Raw genomic sequence first — 22,998 nt, 5'->3', positions numbered from 1 at the left:
CATACACCTTTAGTGACATCTAATTGTATGGATTAGATGAAAGGAGGATATGAACTTGCCGCATAATCACCGGTTGCAATTTTCTGTTGAAGAATCAATCTGTTTCCAAAAAGGACAGGAAGTTTCTGAATTACTTTCGATTTCATTAGACCCTGATATCAGGGTGCAGGAAGTAAATGATTATGTCTCAATTAAAGGATCATTAGAACTTACTGGCGAGTACAACATAGATCACAGCAGTCATTTCGAAGAGCTTGATAGAGAGCTGAGACATGTAGAGGAAGTGAGGGCAAGGGAGGATGGCACTGCAGAGCTCCTTCATTGTTTCCCGGTAGACATCACGATTCCGAAAAATAAAGTGAGCCACCTCAATGATGTTTTCGTTTTTATTGATGCCTTTGATTATCAGTTGACGGATTCAAGAATCTTAACCATTCAGGCTGATTTGGCAATTGAAGGACTGCTTGAGGAAACCGAGCCAAAAGAGCCGGAAATCCCTCTGTATGTGGCGCCTGAATTTTCCAGAGAAGAAATGATCAATCTTGCTGAACATCGTTCCGAGGAAGAAAATGAACCAGAATTAATGATACGTCAGATTCCTGAAGAGCCGCTGAGTGTATCGGAAGAAGAAGCAATACAAGAAACCGTGGAGAATGAGGAAGAGACTCCGCCTATACTCAGGCAGGAAGAGGAAGAAGAAAAAGAGGAGGATGAGGAAACCGCCCCTGTTCTGAGGCTGGAAGAGGTGCCGGAACCTGTTTCAATTACTGAGCCTCCTCCTCCCGCTGCCGTCCAAGACGAAGAAGAGCCGGAAGAAGCTGAGGAGCCTGCAATCATGTCGGCTGAAAGGAATGAGCCTGTATCTGAGGATGATGCAGCGGAAGTGCTGGAAGAGCCAAAGGATGATGTTGAACCGGTTTCCCCTGCTTTTACTCTGACCCCGCATGCAGAAAAAACAGAGGTTGAGGAACAGCCCGCCCTTGAAATAGAAGAGCAGCCAGAGGCCGAACCGCTTCTCCGTCAGAGTGATCAAGAGGAGACAGAAGACGAAGAGGAGCCTGCGGTTTTTGAAGAAGAACAGGAGCCCGCTTATCGCGAGTTCGTTCCGGAACCGCGGGAAGAGGAATTTTACAGCGCTCCTAAGTTTCTTGAGGAAGAAACCCAGGCTGATGAAGGGTTTGAAATTGAGGTAAGGAAGATGGCGCAGCCGGAGGAGGAAACCGGGGAACCTCTTGATTTGTCTTTTCAGTTTTCCAAACTGCCGCCTGAAGAACCGGCGGCATCTGAACGGCCTGAGCCGCTTAAGTCCGAAAGAGAGAATGAAGAACCGGCACCGAAAACGGATCAGAAGGAAAATGACAACTCTCATTATTTGACAAAATTATTTACAAGAGAAGAAGAAAAGTTTTCGAGAATGAAAATTTGCATTGTACAGCAGCAAGATACAATCGATCGGGTGTGCGAACGATATGACATCACATCCCAGCAGCTTATCAGAACGAATTCTTTATCGTTTGATGACGAGCTTGAAGAAGGTCAGCTTCTGTATATACCTGAATATAATAACAGCCATGCGTAAGCACAAAGAGGCCGTAAAAATGTGGTGAATGGAATGGAAGCAGTCCAATCAGTGCTTCAGGAATACGGGCTGGCGGCTGAGTATATTGAGCCTGTCAGCCCGCATGTATGGAAAGTCTACTCAAACCACGGCATTTTTGCTTTGAAACAGCTCAAGCCGGCCCGCAGCAATGATTTTACGGATCATATGATTGAGATTGAGGAGAAAGGCTACCGTTCATTTGTTCCGATCTACCGCACGCATGCAGGCGATTTTTTTGCCGGAAGCCAGACGGAGGATTCTTATTATTTAATGCCTTGGCTTCAGTACGATCAGGAAGAAGAACTGGATCAAAAGCATGTTTACCTTTTTAAAGAGGTTGCGAAGCTCCACTCCGCGACCGTGCGGGACATCCAAATCAGTACTGAAGATATCAGCGGCTTTTATGAAGTAACGAAAAGAGATTGGGAAAATGATAAGCTCGTCTATGAACAATTTGCCGACCGGGCGGAAAAAGAGTGGTACCTTTCTCCTTTTGAACTGCAGGCCGTTACGTATCTTACAGAAACGGTGTCCGCCGTCAATTTTGCTCTGGAGCGTCTGGAGGAGTGGTTCGAAGCGGCAAAGGATCTTGATAAGACGAGAGCGGTGATCAATCACGGCAGCTTATCGAGCCGCCATTTTCTATATAATGACGTGGGAGCGGGCTTTTTCACCAATTTCGAGAAAGCTGCGCTGGGCCCTCCGCAAAATGATCTGCTCGGCTTTTATTCCAGATTGTTCAGAAGCTATCCGAAAGCGTGTCCGGAGTGTCTTGACTGGTTTTATACGTATCATAAATCATTTCCGCTCCGTGAAGCGGAAATCAGCCTGTTTCTCAGCTATATGGCTTATCCGTCCGGCATGTACAAAGTGCTGAAACGGTATCAGACCGCTCAAAGGGGCTCTGAAAAAGAAGAGTGCTCGCAATTATTAAGGGCGTTTTGGCAGATGAAAAATGTTGAACCATTTCTCATGAAGGTGTATCAGATTGAGCAGGAGAAAAAAATAAAGGCGGAAAACGAGTCCTCTTCATAACGGGACTCGTTTTTTTATATCCATTCCAAATGCAGGGCGCACGCTAAAAACAGCAGGATGGCAAGCAGAAGGACATCAAAAGTCGTCGGAAAGAAAATCGTCCTGATTCCCTGAAAGATCGTAATCGGTATAATGACTTGCGCGGATACAAGGCGGACCTGTCTGGCCCACTGGGGGAGCGAATAAGAATTGAATCTTTTTTTCACGGCAATTCCTCCTCACATTCGCCTTTCTTTGTATCGTATGTGCGGAAAAGGGCGGGGTGCATGCCCATTTATGTATGACGGCAGCGGTTTTTGGAAAAGATGATTGACGAATCAAAAACACTTTTACTATAATAAAGAACATAATAAATAAGATCATGAGCTGATAGAATACACCTGCTTTGAACGGGAAGAGTACAAGAAAGACGCATGAAGAGAGAGAAGCTACTGTGCTGAAAGGCTTCTTATGCCGTCTCATTGGAAGGTCGCCCGGGAGCATAATTTCTTGAACATACAGTAGAGAAATTCGGGCCGCACCCGTTATCCGTTTAAGTGCATGAACAGATCTGTTCATGAAAAAAGGTGGTACCGCGAAAGAGCTTTTCGTCCTTTATCAGGATGAAGGCTCTTTTTTAGTTGCTCAGCCATTTCTAAACATGCTGGAGGGTTATTATGGATACAAACGAACAAACAATGCCGACAAAATATGATCCGTCTGCGATAGAAAAAGGCCGCTATGATTTTTGGCTGAAAGGAAAATATTTCGAAGCGGGCGGCGATCAAACGAAACAGCCGTATTCTGTCGTCATTCCGCCGCCGAACGTGACGGGCAGGCTTCACCTCGGTCATGCGTGGGATACGACGCTGCAAGATATCGTTACGCGTATGAAACGCATGCAGGGCTATGACGTGCTCTGGCTTCCGGGGATGGACCATGCCGGCATCGCCACTCAGGCAAAAGTCGAAGCGAAACTCCGCGAACAGGGCACGAGCCGCTATGACCTTGGACGCGAAAAATTTCTTGAAGAAACATGGAAGTGGAAGGAAGAGTATGCTGATTTCATTCGCAGCCAATGGGCCAAAATGGGACTTGGACTCGATTATTCGCGCGAACGTTTCACTCTTGATGAAGGGCTGAACAAAGCCGTGCGTGAAGTATTCGTCAAATTGTACGAAAAAGGCTTGATTTACAGAGGCGAATATATCATCAACTGGGACCCTGCCACAAAAACGGCTTTATCCGATATTGAAGTGATTTACAAAGACGTACAGGGCGCGTTTTATCATTTGCGCTATCCGTTAGCAGACGGTTCAGGCTCAATTGAAATCGCGACCACCCGTCCGGAAACGATGCTTGGCGACACGGCTGTCGCGGTTCATCCTGAAGATGAGCGCTACAAGCACTTGATCGGTAAAACGGTGATTCTGCCGATTACAAACCGCGAAATTCCGATCGTCGGCGATGATTATGTTGATATGGAATTCGGATCTGGAGCCGTTAAAATCACGCCAGCCCATGACCCGAATGATTTTGAACTCGGAAACCGACACAATTTAGAGCGGATTCTTGTCATGAATGAAGACGGAACAATGAATGAAAAAGCGCTCGAATATAACGGCATGGACCGGTTTGAATGCCGCAAAAAACTCGTCAAAGATCTCCAGGAGACAGGCGTTCTCTTTAAAATCGAAGACCATATGCATTCTGTCGGCCACAGTGAGAGAAGCGGCGCCGTTGTTGAGCCGTACCTGTCCACACAATGGTTTGTCAAAATGCAGCCGCTGGCAGATGCGGCGGTTGACCTTCAGTCAAAAGAAGAGAAAGTTCACTTTGTTCCTGACCGTTTCGAGAAAACGTATCTCCACTGGATGGAAAACATCCGTGATTGGTGTATTTCCCGTCAGCTGTGGTGGGGCCACCGCATCCCGGCTTGGTATCATAAAGAAACCAAAGAAGTGTATGTCGGCCTTGAGGCGCCTGAAGACAGCGAAAATTGGGAACAGGATTCAGACGTGCTTGATACATGGTTCAGCTCCGCGCTTTGGCCGTTTTCTACAATGGGCTGGCCTGATGAAAACGCTGAAGACTTTAAGCGGTATTACTCAACCGATGTTCTTGTGACAGGGTATGACATCATCTTCTTCTGGGTATCCCGGATGATTTTCCAAGGTCTTGAGTTTACCGGTGAGCGCCCGTTCAAAGACGTGCTGATTCACGGCTTAATCCGTGACGAGCAGGGCAGAAAAATGAGTAAATCCCTTGGGAACGGTGTTGATCCGATGGATGTCATCGACAAGTACGGAGCGGATTCCCTCCGCTATTTCCTGGCAACCGGAAGTTCACCGGGGCAGGATCTCCGTTTCAGCTATGAAAAAGTGGAATCTACATGGAATTTCGCAAATAAAATTTGGAACGCCTCCCGTTTTGCCTTAATGAACATGGACGGCATGACGTATGACGAGCTTGATCTGTCCGGTGAGAAATCAGTTGCTGATAAGTGGATTCTCACAAGACTGAATGAAACGATTGAAGATGTAACCCAGCTTGCGGACCGTTATGAATTCGGAGAAGTCGGACGCCACCTGTATAACTTTATCTGGGACGATGTGTGCGACTGGTATATTGAAATGGCGAAGCTTCCGCTGTACGGTGAAGATGAAGCGGCGAAGAAAACAACCCGCTCTGTCCTGGCGTACGTGCTTGACCAAACGATGCGCCTTCTTCACCCGTTTATGCCGTTCTTAACGGAGGAAATTTGGCAGCACCTTCCTCATGAAGGCGAGTCAATCACGATCAGCTCTTGGCCGGTTCCGGTGCCGGAACATACGGATCAAGAGGCGGCTGCTGATATGAAACTGCTTGTTGAATTAATCCGTTCTGTCCGCAATATCCGGAGCGAAGTCAACACCCCGATGAGCAAGCAGGTTGAGCTTTACATTAAAACATCTACGGAAGACATTGCCGGCCGCCTTGAGAAGAACCGTTCTTACGTTGAGCGTTTCACGAATCCGAGCACGCTGAAAATCGGGACGGATATCACTGCGGCAGACAAAGCGATGACAGCAGTCGTTACCGGAGCGGAAGTCATTCTGCCGCTTGAAGGGCTGATTAACATTGATGAGGAAATCGCCCGTCTGCAAAAAGAATTCGACAAGCTGACAAAAGAAGTCGAACGCGTTCAGAAAAAACTCGGCAACGAAGGATTCATTAAAAAAGCTCCTGAGCATGTCATTGAAGAAGAACGCGCAAAAGAGAAAGACTACACGGCGAAACGCGAAGCTGTCCGGCAGCGGATTGCAGAGCTGAAAGGCTGATAAACCAGCGGGGCGGTTTCCTAAGAAACCGCCTTGTCGTATAAAAGAGGGGATTTCATTGTTTAAGACGTACAAAGAAGCGATCAGCTGGATTCACGGCAGACTCAAGTTCGGCGTTAAGCCGGGCCTTCTCCGTATGGAAAGGCTGATGGAAAAATTGGAACACCCGGAAAAGAACATCCGCGCCATTCATGTGGCGGGCACAAACGGTAAAGGATCAACCGTCTCTTTTATCCGATCCGTGCTTCAGGAAGCCGGTTATACGGTCGGCACATTCACATCTCCTTACATCATTACGTTCAATGAGCGTATCAGCGTTAACGGCACGCCGATTTCTGATGAGGAATGGAGAGCGCTCGTTAATGAAATAAAACCGATAGTCGATGAGCTCGATAAGACCGATGCCGGAACGGTGACAGAATTTGAAATCATTACAGCGTGTGCATTTTTATATTTTGCGAAGCGGGATGATATCGATTTTGTCATTTTTGAAGCGGGGCTGGGCGGCACATTTGATTCAACCAATATAGTGAAACCGCTCTTGTCGGTCATTACAAGTATCGGGCATGATCATATGGCGATTTTAGGCAATACCATCGAGGAGATCGCCGGGCAGAAAGCCGGTATTATCAAAAAAGCCATTCCTGTCATAACGGGCGTCAATCAGCCGGAAGCACTCGGCGTTATTGAAGCGGAAGCCGAAAAGAAGCAGGCTCCGTGCCAGCCGCTATATAAAACGTGCAGACTTTTTAATGAAGCGGCGCTTCCGTACGGTGAAAGCTTTTCGCTGGAAACGGAAACGAACTGCTATGATAACATTCAAACGTCGCTGATCGGCATTCATCAGAGGCAGAATGCGGCATTGGCGATATTGGCCGCTGAATGGCTGAATCGCCTGACAGTCGCCGCCATTTCTGAAGAAGCATTGCGAAACGGTCTGAAAAAGGCTTCGTGGCCGGGCCGATTTGAACGGCTTCAAAGCCGCCCTTTAGTATTTGCAGACGGTGCGCATAACGAAGAGGGCGTTGAAACGCTGACAGAAACGATCAGGCAGCGCTTTGCTGATAAAAACATCCATGTCGTATTCAGCGCATTAAAAGACAAACCGTATCAGGAAATGATTAAAAAGCTTGAAACCGAAGCAGACTCCATTCATTTTGTATCATTTGATTTTCCGCGTGCTTCAAGCGCAAAAGACCTTTACAATGCAAGCAGTCTTGCGAACAAAAGCTTCGATGAAAACCCGGACAGTGTGACAGAATGGATTAAGCAAAAAGACGGAACGGATGATGTCATCATCATTACCGGATCCTTATATTTTATTTCAGAAATGAGAAAGCGGCTTATCTGACAGCTCTTCGGATACCCGGCAAACCATTTTACGGTTTTGCCGGGTGTTTTTATGAGGAAAATATAGTTTCAGCCATTTCAGGCATGATGTTTTTCTATGCTACAATCTGAGCCAGATTGATAGAAAAGGTGTGGTCTGAGTGCTTTTGATTCTGTTTTTGCTCGGTTTGATTTTCGGTTCTTTTTTTTATACAGCAGCGTGCCGTATCCCGCTTCGGATCTCGGTTATTTCGCCGCGCTCATCCTGTTCCTTTTGCGGCCTGCCGCTCTCCTGGGGTGAGCTGGTGCCCGTCGTTTCTTATGTCCTGCAAAAAGGGAGATGCAGAAACTGCCGTGGGAAGCTGTCGATTATGTATCCGGCGGCGGAATGCTGGACGGCATGTTTATTTACGGCTGCCGGTATTCATTTCGGTTTCTCAAGAGAACTGTTAGTCGCGCTGTTATTTCTGTCTCTATTAATGATTGTTACCGTGACAGATCTGCAATATATGCTGATTCCTGACAAGGTTCTGCTGTTTTTTCTGCCGCTTCTCATCGTCGGCCGTATTTTTTCTCCGCTGGATTCATGGTATGCGGGGTTTGCCGGAGCCGTTTGCGGATTTTTTCTGCTTATTTTTATTATGTTTGTCAGTAAAGGAGGCATCGGTGCAGGTGATGTGAAACTGTTTGGGGTCATCGGCCTTGCGCTCGGCGTGAAGCTCGTACTCATTGCATTCTTTCTTTCCGTTATAATCGGAGCCGTATACGGGATGTGCGCCGCAGCGGGCGGCAGGCTTGGTAAAAAGCAGCCTTTCCCGTTTGCGCCCGCCATCGCGGCCGGGAGCGCTGTGAGTTATTTATACGGTGAAGAACTGTTTTCGTTTTACATCAAACTCGCTTCCGGAGGAGCTTGAAAAATTTGGCGAACTTTTTTTGGACAAGACGACAAAAGTCTTGTTCTTTTTTTTTTCGCCTATGCTAAAGTGTGAACCATGATCAGTTCAAGGTACGGCCAAGACGAATGCAAGGGGGAAGAGACGTTGAAAAAAAGGAAGAGCAAAAAGAACAGCAAAGCCAAAAACAATGCCCTTAAAGTAACGATTAACGGAAAAGAAGAAACGATGTATGGACAAGAAGATGTGAATGAAGGCGGGGAGAAAACCGTCACATTTTCAAATTGGGAAGAAACAAAGAAGGCGGAGCAGGAGATCGCAGCTTCCCATGAAGATCCGAAGGAAGAAGATTTCAATTGGGATGATGAGAAGAATCAGGAGGTATTTGAAGATGACCCGAAAGTCGTCCCGCCATATCAAAAGAAAAACACAGGCCCTCATTTTCCGAAAAAGAAGCAGCCGTCTTCTCCCGTAAAAAAAGCGGTCACGACAATTGCCGTTGCGGCTGTTTTAGGCACCGGGCTCGGCCTCGTCGCCTTAAATATGTCGGGAAGTAAAGAAGCCGCTGCTCCAGCTTCCGCCGACAAAGGTTCACAAGGGCAGACGGTGAAAGCGGGAGATGTATCAAAAGACAAGCAAGAAACAAGCGCCACAGGAAATGCGGAAGAGTCAGAGGGAAACTATAAAACATATGCGGTGCAGGCCGGTAAATTTTCATCAGAAAAAGGAGCGCAAACGCTCGTTGACCAGCTGACTGAAAAAGGTTACTCGGCCGTCTCTCTGGCAAAAGAAGACGGATACACATACGTGATCGCCGGTCTTGCAGCGGAAAAAAGCTTATCACAGCAATTGGGTCAGGCGCTGATAGACCATGATTTTGAGGCATGGGGCGGAAAAGAGCTCAGCTTTGCGGTCGATTCAGGCTTGGAAGACTCTTTTAAACTAGCATCTGAGCTCTCGGCCAAAGCAATTACCGGCAAAGATATTTCAAAATCAGATGTGGCTGAAGCAGCCAAAGCGGCAGACGGCGCAGCCGCCGCTGACAAAAAGCAGAAAGAGGCCGTCCTTCAAGCGCTGAAAGAACTGGAAACGTCCGGTTCCGAATCCGGCTGGAAAGCCCAGAAAGAGCTTTTAAGCATTGTAAAATAATATTTCTTTCTCCCGTCATGCGGCGGGATTTTTTATTTTGTCATCAAAAAGTTATTTTTCTGAAATTGTGGTTGTCCGCTTGATTTGGTAGGATAGACGAGTATCTTTTTTTCTTAAGCAAACCCTGAAAGGATGACAATCATGACAAAACGCTTAATACTCGCATCACAATCTCCGCGAAGAAAAGAACTCCTTAATCTTCTTCAGATTCCTTACAGCATTATTGCGAGCCGCACAGATGAAAAATTAAATCGAAACCTTTCGCCGGAAGAAAACGTCCAATGTTTGGCCGAGCAAAAAGCCGGTGCTGTATTGGCCGAAAATCCCGATGCAGTCGTTATCGGGGCTGACACGATGGTGTGCATAGACGGTGAATGCCTCGGCAAACCGCGTGACAGAGAAGAAGCGGCACACATGCTGCGGAGGCTTTCCGGCCGAAGCCATCAAGTCATTACGGCGGTCAGCATTCAGACGCATGACCGGAAAGAAACGTTCTGTGACAAGACGGAAGTGACATTTTGGCCGCTCAGTGAAGACGAAATACAGCTCTACATTGAAACAAAAGAACCGATGGATAAAGCAGGTGCATACGGCATCCAAGGAAAAGGCGCGCTTTTAGTGAAAAAAATAGACGGTGATTTCTATTCTGTCGTCGGGCTGCCTGTCGCTAAAACAATGAGAGCCCTGAAAGAATTTAATATAAAAGCTTGATGTTCAAACCGGGAAGGGGAACAAGGAGGGGTTGATCATCCGTGATCTGCCGTTAAAATTAAGAGATTTCCCCGAAAAAGAAAAACCGAGAGAGCGGCTTCTGCATTGCGGGGCCGAACATCTTTCTAACAATGAATTGCTCGCCATTCTGCTGAGGACGGGAACGAAACATGAGTCCGTCATGAATCTCTCTCACCGGCTGCTGCGGACGTTTGACGGGCTGCGCCTGTTAAAAGGCGCTTCTGCCCAGGAGCTTTCCAGCATCCCCGGAATCGGCACGGTGAAAGCCGTTCAGATCCTTGCTGCAATTGAGCTGGGGAGCCGTATTCATAAGACATCCGCCGGAGAGCATTGCGTCATCCGTTCTCCCGAAGACGGGGCGAAGTATGTGATGGAGGATATGCGCTTTTTATCCCAAGAGCATTTTGTCTGTTTATATTTAAATACCAAAAATCAAGTCATTCATAAACGCACCATTTTTATCGGAAGTCTGAATTCATCTATTGTCCACCCGCGGGAGGTGTTTAAAGAAGCTTTCAAACGATCCGCCGCGTCCTTCATTTGCGTTCACAATCATCCTTCAGGAGATCCCACACCGAGCAGGGAAGATATAGAAGTAACTAGACGGCTTTTTGAGTGCGGAAATTTAATCGGCATCGAGTTGCTGGATCATTTGGTCATTGGTGACAAAAAATTTGTGAGTTTAAAGGAAAAAGGATATTTGTAACACTTTTTTTTTCGTTGATTTAAGATATAATAGATTTTATGAGTTTTTCCCTTTAGGGTATTTTTGCTTTAAGAAAGGAAGATACATACATATGTTCGGAATTGGTACAAGAGACCTTGGTATAGATTTGGGAACTGCGAATACGCTTGTGTTTGTTAAAGGTAAAGGAATCGTAGTGAGAGAGCCGTCAGTGGTTGCTCTGCAAACGGATACGAAATCAATCGTTGCGGTCGGTAACGATGCTAAAAACATGATCGGAAGAACTCCGGGCAACGTGGTTGCGCTCCGTCCGATGAAAGACGGCGTTATCGCTGATTATGAAACAACTGCGACAATGATGAAATACTACATTAATCAGGCTGTGAAAAATAAAGGATTGTTTGCGAGAAAGCCGTACGTTATGGTGTGTGTGCCGTCAGGTATTACTGCCGTTGAAGAACGGGCGGTTATCGACGCGACAAGACAAGCTGGCGCACGTGACGCTTATCCGATTGAAGAACCGTTTGCGGCAGCAATCGGCGCGAATCTTCCGGTATGGGAGCCGACGGGCAGCATGGTCGTTGATATCGGCGGCGGAACAACTGAAGTGGCGATCATTTCTTTAGGAGGCATTGTCACGTCTCAGTCAATCCGCGTAGCCGGTGACGAAATGGACGACTCAATCATCAGCTATATCAGAAAAACATATAATCTGATGATCGGTGACCGTACTGCGGAAGCCATTAAAATGGAAATCGGCTCAGCGGAAACCGGTGAAGAAAATACGTCAATGGAAATCCGCGGCCGCGATCTCCTGACAGGTCTGCCGAAAACGATCGAAATTACGGCAACTGAAATTGCAAATGCGCTACGTGATACAGTTCTCTCAATTGTTGACGCGGTGAAGAGCACGCTTGAAAAAACACCGCCTGAGCTGGCCGCTGACATTATGGACAGAGGTATTGTGTTAACAGGGGGAGGCGCCCTGCTCCGCAATCTCGACAAGGTCATCAGCGACGAAACGAAAATGCCTGTTCTTATCGCTGAAGATCCGCTGGATTGTGTTGCGATCGGCACGGGAAAAGCACTGGAGCACATCCATCTTTTCAAAGGAAAAACAAGATAATCAGGAGTTAAATAGAAGAGGTGTATCACGATGCCGAATAAACGGTTAATGCTATTACTTCTGTGTATTATCATATTGGTGGCTATGATTGGATTCTCGCTGAAGAACGGCCGTAATACCACCTGGCCTGAAAAGCTGATCGGTGATACGACGGGAGTATTTCAAAATATTTTTCACACGCCTGCCGAATATTTTGCAGGGTTCTTCGGGGACATAAAAGACCTGAAAAACACGTACAAAGAAAACGAACGCTTAAGACAAAAGCTGGACGGACAGACGCAATATGAAGCGAAGCTCCAAGAACTCAAAGATGAAAACAAGAAGCTGCGTGATGAACTCGGGCATGTCAAGTCGATTTCCGACTATGAACCGATTTTAGCGACCGTTATCGCCAGAAATCCTGATCAATGGTACAAGCAGATCATGATCAATAAGGGAACGAAGCAGAAAGTGGCCAAGGACATGGCTGTCACAAACGAAAAGGGTGCGCTTGTCGGGAAGATCAAAAGCAGCGGACTCAACAGTTTCACATCCGCCGTTCAGCTGCTGAGCGATGTTGACCGCAATAACAGAGTGGCCACCAAAATCTCCGGCAAAAAGGGAAGCAAAGGCTACGGTTTAATTGAGGGGTATGACAAAAAGAAGCAGACTCTCAAAATGACCATCCTTGAACCGGATGACAAACGTGAAGTGAAAAAAGGCGACCTTGTGGAAACCTCCGGAACGGGCGGCGTATTTCCTCAAGGGCTGACGGTCGGTGAAGTAACAGATGTAGAATCGGATGCGTACGGCCTGACGAAAATCGCTTACGTTAAACCGGCTGCGGATCTGTATGATCTCGACCATGTCATCGTCGTGAACCGAAGCGTAGCAACAGGGGAGGAAGGATCGTGAAACGTTTCCTTCTCCCTTTGATTATGATTGTGGTCTTTTGTGCGGAAAGCATCTATACAGATCTGGTGCATTTTCCGTTCGTTTCCGACGAGCAGCAGGTCGTTCCGCACTTTCTTTTGCTCGCGCTGATTTTTATGTCCGCTTATATCAACCAAAAGCATGCGGTGATCTACGGTTTCATTTTCGGACTCCTTTATGACATCAATTATACGGGTGTTTTAGGCGTTTATATGTTTGGTTTTGCCGGTTTATGCTACCTGGCGGCCAAAGCGTTTAAGGTGTTGCAGACAAACGCCCTGATGGTCATTCTGGTCGCTGTGCTGAGCGTATGTGTGCTTGAATTTTACGTCTACGGCATTCAGACGTTAATCCGCAGCGGTACAATGACGTTTAACGATTTTGTCATTCAGCGGTTTTTGCCGACTGCTGTGCTGAATATTGCGGGAGCCATTATATTAGTCCTGCCCTTTAGGCTGTTTTATATAAGTCTGAAGAAAGAATTAAGAGATGAGTAAAAAGGATTTTATCTTTTTTTGACGAAAAGAGTATGTTGTTGAGGTGAACATTGATGAAGACCAAAAAGCAGCAATATGTAACAATAAAAGGAACAAAAAACGGCTTAACATTACATCTTGATGATGCGTGTTCTTTTGATGAGCTACTTGATGGTCTTCAAAATATGCTGTCAATTGAACAATATACTGATGGCAAAGGCCAAAAAATCAGTGTTCATATTAAACTCGGGCATCGGTATCTGTATCAGGAACAGGCAGAGCAGCTTACTGAACTGATCGCGTCAAAGAAAGATTTAGTCGTGCATTCAATTGACAGTGAAGTCATCGCCAAAGAAGAAGCGAAGCGGATGAAAGAGGAGCAGGAAATTGTTTCTGTTTCTAAAATTGTCCGTTCAGGTCAGGTGCTTCATGTCACGGGAGATTTGCTTTTAATCGGAGATGTGAATCCCGGCGGTACGATCAGAGCCGGAGGAAATATATTTGTTCTCGGTTCATTAAAAGGGATTGCCCATGCGGGTTATAACGGAAATAACCGGGCTGTGATCGCCGCATCCGAAATGATGCCGACACAATTGAGGATCAATCACGTGTTAAATCGCTCCCCAGACCACATTCAAAAAGGGAACGACATGGAATGTGCTTATTTAGATACTGACGGAAATATGGTCATTGAACGCCTTCAGCAATTGGCTCATTTAAGACCTGATCTAACAAGGCTTGAGGGAGGAATGTGAAATTGGGTGAGGCTATCGTAATAACTTCGGGAAAAGGCGGAGTAGGTAAAACAACAACATCTGCAAACCTCGGTACCGCCTTAGCCATTTTAGGGAAGCGCGTCTGTTTGGTAGACACAGATATCGGACTGCGCAACCTTGATGTCGTAATGGGTCTTGAAAACAGAATTATTTACGACTTAGTAGATGTAATTGAAGGCAGATGCAAGACGCATCAGGCGCTTGTCAAAGACAAACGTTTTGATGATCTGCTTCATTTAATGCCGGCTGCCCAGACAAGCGACAAAACGGCTGTTGTCCCTGAGCAGATCAAATCGCTTGTGCAGGAGCTTAAGCAGGAATTTGATTACGTCATTATTGATTGTCCGGCCGGAATTGAACAAGGCTATAAAAATGCCGTTTCCGGAGCTGATAAGGCGATTGTGGTGACGACGCCGGAAATATCAGCAGTGCGGGACGCTGACCGCATTATCGGACTTTTGGAGCAGGAAGATATCGAACCGCCGCGCCTCATCGTCAACCGCATCAGAAATCACCTGGTGAAAAACGGTGATACGATGGATGTGGATGAGGTTGTTCATCATCTGTCTATTGATCTCCTCGGGATCGTTGCTGACGATGATGAAGTGATCAGAGCTTCAAATATCGGCGAACCGATTGCCATGAATTCCAAAAACCGCGCCAGCATTGCTTACCGCAATATCGCCCGGCGCATTTTAGGAGAATCCGTTCCTTTGCAGGTGCTTGAAGAGCAGCAAAAAGGGATGATGGCGAAAATTAAGTCATTTTTCGGCGTGCGATCATAAATATACTAGAATACAAAGATCTGATGAAGCCCAGCTTATCAGGTCTTTTTTGTTTTTCAACAGGGCGCATATTTGCAATGGACAAGGCATAGGATGTACAAACCCAACGATTGCAAAGGATGATAGCGATGAGTCACAGAGCTGATGAAATTAGAAAAAGACTGGCCAAAAGGAGAAAACCGCGCCCAGAATCAAAACGGACTTTCGTGCATAACGCCCAGACGCAGAAGCCTCCCGCATGGCAGACGTCCAAGGAGCAGGAAAAGCACGGGCTTCTTCCGAACTATGAATATCAAACGGAACATCCGCCCGAATTCAACGGACGGCATCCATTGATCAGCGCTAATTCTATTATTTTAAAATGCCTGCTGGCCGCCTGTCTCGTGCTGGTTTCCGCTATCGCCTATAAAACTGACAAACAGCCGCTGAGTCAGATCAAACCGGCGATCGCACAGACTTTTCAAAAAGAATTTCAGTTTGCTGCCGTAAACAATTGGTTTGTATCCTCCTTCGGAAACCCGCTCGCATTTCTCACTCCGGGAACAAAAAAGAAAGACGGTCAGGTGGCGGTCAGCCAGGAGATGGCCGTTCCTGCCGCGGGGAAAATCCAGCAGAACTTTCAAAATAACGGAGAAGGCGTCGTTGTCGAAACGGCCAGTGAAGCCATTGACAGCGTAAAAGAAGGGTACATTATGGAAGTGAGCAAAGATAAAAAAACAGGGCTGACGGTTAAGGTGCAGCATGCCGACAATACCAGCAGCATTTACGGCCGGCTCAAAGATGTTAACGTATCATTGTATGACTTTATCGATAAAGGGAAAAAGATCGGTTCGATCAAGCTCAGCGATAAAGGTAAAGGCCAGTACTATTTCGCGATTCAGGATGGCGATAAATTCATAGATCCGATCCAGGTGATCACATTTGATGAATAAATGGCTCAGCCTTCTTTTCAAAATTCATGTCCATCCTTTTCTTTGGATTATCATGGGGCTTGGTTTTCTGACGGGGCACATCAAAGCGCTCTTGTGTCTTTTGCTGGTCGTATCCGTTCATGAGCTGGGGCATGCTGCTCTGGCTGTGTTTTTTTCGTGGCGCATTAAACGCGTCTTTTTGCTCCCTTTCGGCGGGACGGTTGAGGTGGAAGAGCACGGAAACCGGCCGCTGAAAGAAGAATTTGCTGTCATTCTGGCGGGCCCGCTTCAGCACGTGTGGCTTCAGGCGGCAGCCTGGCTCCTTTTCATCTCCGGCTTTGCAAGTCAGCAGACATTTGAGATGTTTACCTTTTATAATCTCTCCATTCTTTTGATCAATCTGTTGCCGATCTGGCCGCTTGACGGCGGAAAGTTCGTGTTCTTATACTTTTCTAAACAAATGGCTTTTCAAAAAGCGCATCTCCTCAGCCTGCAGACTTCGGCCGTTTCCGCGCTTTTGCTCTGCGGCTGGATTGTACTGGCCGTCCCCCTGCAGGTCAGTGCATGGGTGCTGTTCGTCTTTCTCGCGGCTTCCTTATGGGATGAATACCGAAAGCGGCATTATATTCAGCTGAGGTTTCTTTTAGAGAGATATTACGGCAAAAACCGCGATGTCGCCATGCTGCATCCTTTGACGGTCGCGGCCGATGCCAAAGTAAAGCATGTCATGGCTGAATTCAAACGGGGCTGCAAACATCCCATTATCATTGAAAAAGCCGGCGAGAAGCTCAGCCAGCTTGATGAAAATGAAGTGCTTCATGCATATTTTGCCGATAAACGGACAGATTCCTCCATGGAAGACCTGCTGCTGCCTTACTAGAAATAGATTGACATATCCTTTTGGTTCTGATATATTTTTTAATGTTATGGATGTAGCACCAATGCTACAACCGCTCGGGACAGGTGATAAGAGCTTTAAAGCCCCCTGTTGCTGGCGAGTCTTAGTCTAATAGGAGGTGCAGAGAATGTACGCAATCATTAAAACAGGCGGAAAACAAATCAAAGTTGAAGAAGGTCAAACTGTTTACATCGAAAAACTTGCTGCTGAAGCAGGTGAAACAGTGACGTTTGAAGACGTATTGTTTGTTGGCGGAGACAGCGTGAAAGTCGGCAACCCAACAGTTGCAGGCGCGACAGTTACAGCTAAAGTTGAAAAACAAGGCCGTGCGAAAAAAATCACCGTTTTCCGTTACAAGCCAAAGAAAAATGTTCATAAAAAACAAGGTCATCGTCAGCCTTATACTAAATTGACAATCGAAAAAATCAACGCGTAAGCATGATTGAGGCAACAATTCGAAGATCCCGGAATGACGGGGGCATTTTGTCCTTTGAAATGACGGGACATGCCGATTTTGCTGAACATGGACGAGATCTCGTATGCGCCGGGGTCACGGCTGTCGTTTTCGGAGCGGTCAATGCGGTTATCGCGCTGGCTCCTCTCGAACCGATTCTTGATATAGGCGAGGACGGGGGTTATTTCTACTTTGAATTCCCTGAATCCGCTGATCAGGAAGCTTTGCAAAAAGCGCAGCTGCTGATTGAAGGCATGATTGTTTCTCTTGAAACGATCGAACGGGATTACAGTGAACACTTACGGTTGACTGCAAACCAAATATAGGAGGTGAGTTACATGCTTAGATTAGATCTTCAGTTTTTCGCTTCTAAAAAAGGTGTAGGTTCTACAAAGAACGGACGTGACTCTGAATCTAAACGTTTAGGCGCTAAACGTGCAGACGGTCAATTCGTAACAGGCGGATCTATCCTTTACCGTCAACGCGGAACGAAAATCTACCCAGGTGAAAACGTGGGCCGCGGAGGAGATGACACTCTTTTTGCTAAAATCGACGGAACTGTTAAATTCGAACGTTTCGGACGTGACCGCAAAAAAGTGAGCGTATATCCTGTAGCTCAATAATGACACAAAAAACTCCGGTCGTTGACTGGAGTTTTTTTTGCAGTAAGCGGAGTAACATCAAGAATGAAAAGCAGAGGACGCGTGAGTGAACCCCGCCTTGAATGAGGACATCAGCTTCTCATACCCACTGGATATGTTCCCCAAGCAGTGATACCAAAAATGTTTCTGCCTGGCATCCGCATGCATGCGATCCGAAAAAGGAACATGATGAACCAGGAAAAACAAGTGTTTTTCTAACAAAGCCTTCTCTGTTATAATTCATAGTACACACTTATCAAGACTCCTAAAAAGAAATTAAACGATTGGGAGTGCGAAAATGAAGGATGTATCGAAGAAACAAGAAGAACCTGTAAGCGAGGCGGCTCTGATCAATGAGCTGATCCAATTAATGGGTCATTTCCGTCATGATTGGATGAATAAGCTGCAGCTGATAAAAGGAAACTTAAGTTTGCAGAAGTATGACAGGGTCGTTGAAATAATTGACGAAATGGTCATAGATGCAAAACACGAATCAAAGCTCTCAAACCTGAAAACCCCGCACTTGGCGTTTGACTTTTTGACATTTAATTGGAAGTCCCGTTATATGAGGCTCGAATACGAAGTGCTCGGAGAAATAAAAGATTTATCGGCATATGATCAAAAGCTGTCGAACCTGATGAGAAAACTGTTTCATCTGTTCGGGCTGGCGGTAAGCAATGAAAGTGAAAATCATCTGACCGTATCGCTGCAGACGGATCACCCTGACAGACAGCTTATTGTATATCTCGATTTTCATGGAACGATTGCTAATGCAGATGTGTTTGATGAATTTCGCAAATCGCGGTATGAGGACTTTGATGTCATGCAATTTGAGCTGACCGGCCATGAATGTGTGGCCGAAATTGGAATGAACTAGCGGTTTTTTACGGTTTAGAACGGAGGATATTATGTTTGTAGATCAGGTGAAAGTATATGTAAAAGGCGGCGACGGCGGTAACGGAATGGTTGCGTTCCGCCGTGAAAAATACGTGCCGAAAGGCGGTCCTGCCGGCGGTGACGGAGGCAATGGAGGCGACGTCATTTTTGAGGTGGACGAAGGACTGCGCACGCTTATGGACTTCCGGTATCAGCGGCATTTCAAAGCGATACGCGGCGAGCACGGCATGTCTAAAAATCAGCACGGCAGAAACGCGGAAGATATGGTTGTTAAAGTTCCGCCCGGTACAGTCGTGACAGATGACGACACAAAACAGGTCATTGCCGATCTGACTGAACACGGACAGCGCGCCGTCATCGCAAAAGGCGGACGCGGCGGACGCGGGAATACCCGCTTTGCGACACCGGCCAACCCGGCACCGCAGCTGTCAGAGCACGGAGAGCCCGGAAAAGAGCGCTATATCGTGCTTGAACTGAAGGTGCTTGCAGACGTAGGTCTCGTCGGCTTCCCGAGCGTCGGAAAATCTACGCTTCTGTCTGTCGTTTCATCAGCAAAGCCGAAAATCGCCGATTATCATTTTACAACGCTTGTTCCGAATCTGGGCATGGTGGAAACAGATGACGGAAGAAGCTTCGTCATGGCGGATCTGCCCGGCCTGATTGAAGGGGCGCACGAAGGGGTCGGCTTAGGCCACCAATTTCTCCGTCATATCGAACGGACGCGTGTCATCGTTCACGTCATTGACATGTCAGCGATGGAAGGCCGTGATCCGTATGAGGATTATGTGACCATTAATCAGGAGCTCAGTGAATATAACCTGCGGCTGACGGAGCGTCCGCAAATTATCGTTGCGAATAAAATGGACATGCCTGAGGCGACTGAAAATCTTAAAGCGTTTAAAGAAAAGCTTCAGGATGACCACCCAGTCTTCCCGATCAGCGCGGTGACAAGAGAAGGGCTTCGCGATCTTCTGTTTGAAGTCGCCAACCAGCTGGAAACAACGCCTGAATTCCCGCTCTATGATGAAGAAGAGCTGGCGGAAAACCGCGTGATGTACACGATGGAAGACGAAGAAATTCCATTTAACATTACCCGTGATCCGGACGGTGCATTTGTGCTTTCAGGTGACAGCCTGGAACGCCTCTTTAAAATGACTGACTTCTCCCGTGACGAATCCGTCAAGCGTTTTGCAAGACAGATGCGCGGAATGGGCGTTGATGAAGCGCTCAGAGAACGCGGTGCTAAAGATGGCGATATCATCCGGCTTCTTGAATTTGAATTTGAATTTATTGATTAAAAAGACGGAGAGCTTGCGATGCAGGCTCTCTGATGTAAGAGGGAGGGGTGCAGGTGAAAGAAGAGACATTTTATTTAGTGCGTGAAGACGTTCTGCCTGATGCGATGCGGAAAACCCTTGAAGTCAAAAAGCTGCTGGACAGAAAAAAGGCTGAATCAGTTGCAGATGCCGTGCAGAAAGTCGATTTAAGCAGAAGCGCTTTTTACAAATACCGAGATGCGGTTTTCCCTTTTTACACCATGGTTAAAGAACAAATAATCACACTTTTCTTTCATTTGGAGGATCGGTCAGGCGCATTATCACAGCTTTTGCAGGCGGTAGCTGACTCAGGAAGCAACGTGCTTTCCATTCACCAGACGATTCCGCTTCAGGGCAGGGCAAATGTCACGCTCTCAATCAGCACGTCCGCAATGGAAGAAAACATTCATACGTTAATGAATAAACTGAGAAAATTTGATTTTATAGAAAAAGTTGAGATCTTAGGGTCAGGCGCGTAAGGAGAGAAGAGAAACATGAAAGTCGGTTATTTAGGGCCAGAAGCCACATTTACACATCTAGCAGTCAGTTCCTGCTTTCAAAACAGCGTGACACAAGCACCTTATCATACAATACCGGCATGCATGGATGCGGCGGTCGCGGGAGAAGTTGATCTTGCGTTTGTTCCCTTGGAAAACGCGCTGGAGGGCTCTGTTAACTTAACGATTGACTACTTAATTCATGAGCAGCCCCTTGCGATCGTGGGGGAAATGACGCTGCCGATCCACCAGCACCTGCTCGTTCACCCTTCGAAAGAAAATGAGTGGAAACAGCTTGAGAAAATTTATTCTCATTCACATGCGATTGCGCAATGCCACAAATTTCTTCACCGGCATTTTTCGGCCGTTCCTTATGAGTATGCGAAGTCAACCGGTGCGGCTGCTAAGTATGTGAGTGAGCACCCGGAACTTCCGATCGGCGTGATTGCAAATGAAATGGCGGCCGCTACATACGGATTGAGCATCGTGAGGCGGGACATTCAGGATTATCAGGATAACCACACGAGATTTGTCATTCTTTCACCTGAAAAAGACGTATCATTTGAAGTGAGTGCGAAACTGTCTTCACGGCCGAAAACGACGATGATGGTGACGCTTCCCCAAGATGACCAATCAGGCGCGCTGCACAGGGTGCTGTCCGCTTTTTCATGGAGAAACCTTAATTTATCAAAGATCGAATCGCGCCCGACAAAAACGGGTCTCGGCAACTATTTCTTTATTATTGATATTGAACAGGCGATGGATCAGGTGCTGATTCCCGGTGCCGTTCAAGAGATGGAAGCCCTCGGCTGCCGGGTCAAGCTTCTGGGAACATATCAATCCTATTCCATATAAAAAAAGCCCTTTCAGAGGGCTTTTTTTTAATCTTTTATTAATATCCCTGCCTCATCCAGCGCTTGGCATGCTTGGTCAATCCGCTCTTTTGTCGGTGCGCTTAACGTATGGAGATGCACGCCTTCGGTCAGTTGTGAAAGGTACGCGGCATTTGTCGAGTTAATGTGGTTCATGAATTGTTTGACTTCTTTCCGTGTGCTCACTCTTATGGCGGCGGTTAAATCGCCGTATACGGGGTGTTCAATGATGACGTCCTTTATGGTGACACCTTCATCGACAATGAGTTCAAGCTCTTCTTCCGTTCGCTCCGGGCCATGCAGACAGGCAACAATCCGTTCAACATGATTTTCGCTGCCGGCGTTCATGCTGATGTATAAATAGCCTTGGCTTGTTGCGATAATCGGCTCGTTTTTTGCTTTCAAGAGTGATATGTCCTGCACGATCACCTGTCTTGAGACATTTGCTTTTTTGGCCAATTCGCCCCCTGTTAATGGTGAGCCGGCTTCTTTCAGCCAAAGAAGCAGCATGTCGCGTCTTTTCGCCCCCGTGAGCTTCGTTCCTTCTGTCAAATTGCTGATTCTCCTTTCTTTTGCTCCCATAGCGCCGTTAATGTATGTATCAGCATATCAAGCTGTTCACATGTTGTTTCATTTCCGAATGAGATCCGGAAAAACTGCCGCGCTTCCCGTTCGGTTTTCCTCAGCGCCTTCATAGCTGAAGAAGGGCCTTGACTGCCTGCGGAACATGCGCTCCCGGTTGAGATGCAAATATCGTTACGATTACATTCTAACATAACATATTGTCCTTCAAAGGAGTGAAAAAAACACCCGATGATGTGGGGCAGGCATTCACCGCCGGTTTCTTCCTCCGAAAATGAAATGGGAAGGCCCTGCAGCCGAATTTGTTCATAAAAATAATTCCTCAGCCTGTCAGCGTGCTCACGGTGTTTCTCCATGTGTTTCACCGTATACTCCGCAGCCGCGGTAAAAGCGCCGATAGCCGGCACATTCACCGTACCGGGCCTGAACCCGTTTTCATGCACGGTATGCGGATAAACCGGCTTCCAGCTGATGCCGGGCCGAATGTAAACAGCCCCGGTGCCTTTCGGGCCGTATACTTTATGGCCGGAGACGGAAAGGGCGTCGATTCCCGCCTGATCCGCATCAATCGGCAGTTTGCCGAAACTTTGAACACAATCGCAATGAAGAAAAATGTTTCTCTGATGGAGAAAAGCGGCCAGACGTTCCACAGGCTGGATGAGGCCGGTTTCTGAATTGGCGTGCTGTATGGAAACGAGCCCCGTGTCAGGACGCACATGAGCCGCAAGAATGTCCTCGGTTATAAGGCCGTTTTTGTCGGGATAAATGACAGTGACGTCAATGCCCTGATCAGCTAAAAACGCCGCGGCATTATGGATCGAATGGTGCTCCATTGCGGTCGTAATAAAATGTTTTTTGCCTGCGGGGAGACCATGCAGCAATGATTGGACGGCCAGAATGTTCGCTTCCGTACCGCCGCTTGTAAAATAAATGCCGTCTGCCGCACCGCCGATCAATCTTCCTGCAGACTGTCTGCAATATTCCAGCACATCCGCCGCTCTTCCCCCGGCGTCATGAAGGCTGCTTGCATTTCCGTATACCTCTGTACTGAGCTGCTGAAAGACTTCAGCGGCTTCTTTGCTTAATGGCGTTCCCGCCGCGTAATCAAGATAAATCATACAGGCCGTCTCCTA

Annotated in this window: 25 protein-coding genes and 2 other annotated features; of the genes, 22 read left to right on the top strand and 3 right to left on the bottom strand. The window is 47.1% G+C overall.

The genetic code is table 11. The features are described 5' to 3' along the window. Positions 1-55: 55 nt before the first annotated feature. Positions 56-1,579, top strand: a complete 1,524-nt coding sequence (locus ACW5MY_RS12825) for a LysM peptidoglycan-binding domain-containing protein (protein WP_013353071.1) — start codon at positions 56-58, stop codon at positions 1,577-1,579. A gap of 33 nt (positions 1,580-1,612) precedes the next feature. Further along, positions 1,613-2,635 carry a spore coat protein YsxE gene (gene ysxE, locus ACW5MY_RS12820; protein ID WP_013353070.1) on the top strand — a complete coding sequence of 341 codons (1,023 nt, stop codon included), beginning with the start codon at positions 1,613-1,615 and terminating at the stop codon, positions 2,633-2,635. A 14-nt stretch (positions 2,636-2,649) separates the two neighbouring features. Here ysxE and ACW5MY_RS12815 read toward each other — a convergent pair whose 3' ends face one another. Next, a complete protein-coding gene (locus ACW5MY_RS12815; RefSeq protein WP_013353069.1) occupies positions 2,650-2,841 on the bottom strand; it encodes a hypothetical protein in 192 nt (63 codons plus the stop codon). A gap of 170 nt (positions 2,842-3,011) precedes the next feature. Next, positions 3,012-3,233 (top strand) — a binding site (T-box leader). 58 nt (positions 3,234-3,291) lie between these two features. Between ACW5MY_RS12815 and ACW5MY_RS12810 the strand changes: the two genes are divergently transcribed. From ACW5MY_RS12810 to pheA, 20 genes are all read left to right on the top strand, one after another. Next, positions 3,292-5,934, top strand: coding sequence for a valine--tRNA ligase (locus ACW5MY_RS12810; protein WP_013353068.1), 2,643 nt, complete (start codon positions 3,292-3,294; stop codon positions 5,932-5,934). A gap of 58 nt (positions 5,935-5,992) precedes the next feature. After that, positions 5,993-7,285 carry a bifunctional folylpolyglutamate synthase/dihydrofolate synthase gene (locus tag ACW5MY_RS12805; RefSeq protein WP_013353067.1) on the top strand — a complete coding sequence of 431 codons (1,293 nt, stop codon included), beginning with the start codon at positions 5,993-5,995 and terminating at the stop codon, positions 7,283-7,285. Positions 7,286-7,424: 139 nt separating this feature from the next. After that, positions 7,425-8,177, top strand: coding sequence for a prepilin peptidase (locus ACW5MY_RS12800; protein ID WP_013353066.1), 753 nt, complete (start codon positions 7,425-7,427; stop codon positions 8,175-8,177). Between the two features lie 126 nt (positions 8,178-8,303). Beyond that, the gene (locus ACW5MY_RS12795; RefSeq protein ID WP_013353065.1) at positions 8,304-9,305 is read left to right on the top strand and encodes an SPOR domain-containing protein; all 1,002 of its coding nucleotides are present in this window, start codon (positions 8,304-8,306) and stop codon (positions 9,303-9,305) included. A 141-nt stretch (positions 9,306-9,446) separates the two neighbouring features. Beyond that, positions 9,447-10,016: a Maf family protein gene (locus tag ACW5MY_RS12790; RefSeq protein ID WP_013353064.1), complete on the top strand. Its 570-nt coding sequence runs from the start codon at positions 9,447-9,449 to the stop codon at positions 10,014-10,016. A 31-nt stretch (positions 10,017-10,047) separates the two neighbouring features. Beyond that, entirely contained in the window at positions 10,048-10,743 is a 696-nt protein-coding gene (radC, locus tag ACW5MY_RS12785) for a RadC family protein (RefSeq protein WP_013353063.1), read from the top strand. Between the two features lie 91 nt (positions 10,744-10,834). Further along, a complete protein-coding gene (mreB, locus tag ACW5MY_RS12780) occupies positions 10,835-11,848 on the top strand; it encodes a cell shape-determining protein MreB (protein ID WP_013353062.1) in 1,014 nt (337 codons plus the stop codon). Between the two features lie 30 nt (positions 11,849-11,878). After that, a complete protein-coding gene (gene mreC, locus ACW5MY_RS12775) occupies positions 11,879-12,742 on the top strand; it encodes a rod shape-determining protein MreC (RefSeq protein WP_013353061.1) in 864 nt (287 codons plus the stop codon). Further along, entirely contained in the window at positions 12,739-13,257 is a 519-nt protein-coding gene (gene mreD / locus ACW5MY_RS12770; protein WP_014470782.1) for a rod shape-determining protein MreD, read from the top strand. Before mreC ends, mreD begins: the two co-directional genes overlap by 4 nt. 53 nt (positions 13,258-13,310) lie before the next feature. Then, on the top strand, positions 13,311-13,991 hold the full coding sequence (gene minC, locus ACW5MY_RS12765; protein WP_013353059.1) for a septum site-determining protein MinC: 681 nt from the start codon (positions 13,311-13,313) through the stop codon (positions 13,989-13,991). 2 nt (positions 13,992-13,993) lie between these two features. Beyond that, positions 13,994-14,797 (top strand): septum site-determining protein MinD, encoded by an 804-nt coding sequence (gene minD, locus ACW5MY_RS12760; RefSeq protein ID WP_003152655.1) that lies wholly within the window; start codon positions 13,994-13,996, stop codon positions 14,795-14,797. A gap of 128 nt (positions 14,798-14,925) precedes the next feature. Then, on the top strand, positions 14,926-15,729 hold the full coding sequence (locus tag ACW5MY_RS12755) for a M23 family metallopeptidase (protein ID WP_013353058.1): 804 nt from the start codon (positions 14,926-14,928) through the stop codon (positions 15,727-15,729). Beyond that, positions 15,722-16,588 carry a site-2 protease family protein gene (locus ACW5MY_RS12750; protein WP_013353057.1) on the top strand — a complete coding sequence of 289 codons (867 nt, stop codon included), beginning with the start codon at positions 15,722-15,724 and terminating at the stop codon, positions 16,586-16,588. The genes ACW5MY_RS12755 and ACW5MY_RS12750 overlap by 8 nt, the downstream gene beginning before the upstream one ends. 58 nt (positions 16,589-16,646) lie before the next feature. Continuing rightward, positions 16,647-16,720, top strand: a sequence feature (ribosomal protein L21 leader region). A 13-nt stretch (positions 16,721-16,733) separates the two neighbouring features. Then, on the top strand, positions 16,734-17,042 hold the full coding sequence (gene rplU / locus ACW5MY_RS12745) for a 50S ribosomal protein L21 (RefSeq protein WP_003152660.1): 309 nt from the start codon (positions 16,734-16,736) through the stop codon (positions 17,040-17,042). Between the two features lie 2 nt (positions 17,043-17,044). Continuing rightward, on the top strand, positions 17,045-17,386 hold the full coding sequence (locus tag ACW5MY_RS12740; RefSeq protein WP_038462961.1) for a ribosomal-processing cysteine protease Prp: 342 nt from the start codon (positions 17,045-17,047) through the stop codon (positions 17,384-17,386). A 12-nt stretch (positions 17,387-17,398) separates the two neighbouring features. Beyond that, the gene (gene rpmA, locus ACW5MY_RS12735; RefSeq protein WP_003152662.1) at positions 17,399-17,683 is read left to right on the top strand and encodes a 50S ribosomal protein L27; all 285 of its coding nucleotides are present in this window, start codon (positions 17,399-17,401) and stop codon (positions 17,681-17,683) included. Positions 17,684-17,999: 316 nt separating this feature from the next. Continuing rightward, positions 18,000-18,578 (top strand): sporulation initiation phosphotransferase B, encoded by a 579-nt coding sequence (locus ACW5MY_RS12730; RefSeq protein WP_013353055.1) that lies wholly within the window; start codon positions 18,000-18,002, stop codon positions 18,576-18,578. A gap of 31 nt (positions 18,579-18,609) precedes the next feature. Further along, the gene (gene obgE / locus ACW5MY_RS12725; protein ID WP_013353054.1) at positions 18,610-19,896 is read left to right on the top strand and encodes a GTPase ObgE; all 1,287 of its coding nucleotides are present in this window, start codon (positions 18,610-18,612) and stop codon (positions 19,894-19,896) included. Between the two features lie 53 nt (positions 19,897-19,949). Beyond that, positions 19,950-20,393, top strand: coding sequence for a transcriptional regulator ThrR (thrR, locus tag ACW5MY_RS12720; protein ID WP_007408173.1), 444 nt, complete (start codon positions 19,950-19,952; stop codon positions 20,391-20,393). A 15-nt stretch (positions 20,394-20,408) separates the two neighbouring features. Next, the gene (gene pheA / locus ACW5MY_RS12715; protein WP_013353053.1) at positions 20,409-21,266 is read left to right on the top strand and encodes a prephenate dehydratase; all 858 of its coding nucleotides are present in this window, start codon (positions 20,409-20,411) and stop codon (positions 21,264-21,266) included. A 26-nt stretch (positions 21,267-21,292) separates the two neighbouring features. On the opposite strand, the gene ACW5MY_RS12710 is transcribed toward pheA, so the two are convergent. Both ACW5MY_RS12710 and ACW5MY_RS12705 read right to left on the bottom strand, forming a co-directional pair. After that, complete coding sequence (locus tag ACW5MY_RS12710) at positions 21,293-21,835, bottom strand: transcription repressor NadR (RefSeq protein ID WP_013353052.1); 543 nt, start codon at positions 21,833-21,835, stop codon at positions 21,293-21,295. Beyond that, on the bottom strand, positions 21,832-22,983 hold the full coding sequence (locus ACW5MY_RS12705; RefSeq protein ID WP_289393778.1) for an IscS subfamily cysteine desulfurase: 1,152 nt from the start codon (positions 22,981-22,983) through the stop codon (positions 21,832-21,834). Before ACW5MY_RS12705 ends, ACW5MY_RS12710 begins: the two co-directional genes overlap by 4 nt. Between the last annotated feature and the right edge of the window lie 15 nt (positions 22,984-22,998).

It is taken from the genome of Bacillus sp. Bwzl_19, assembly GCF_054900515.1.
The sequence above is the reverse complement of the archived record's forward strand: the minus strand, read 5'-3'. Positions and strand labels throughout refer to the sequence as shown.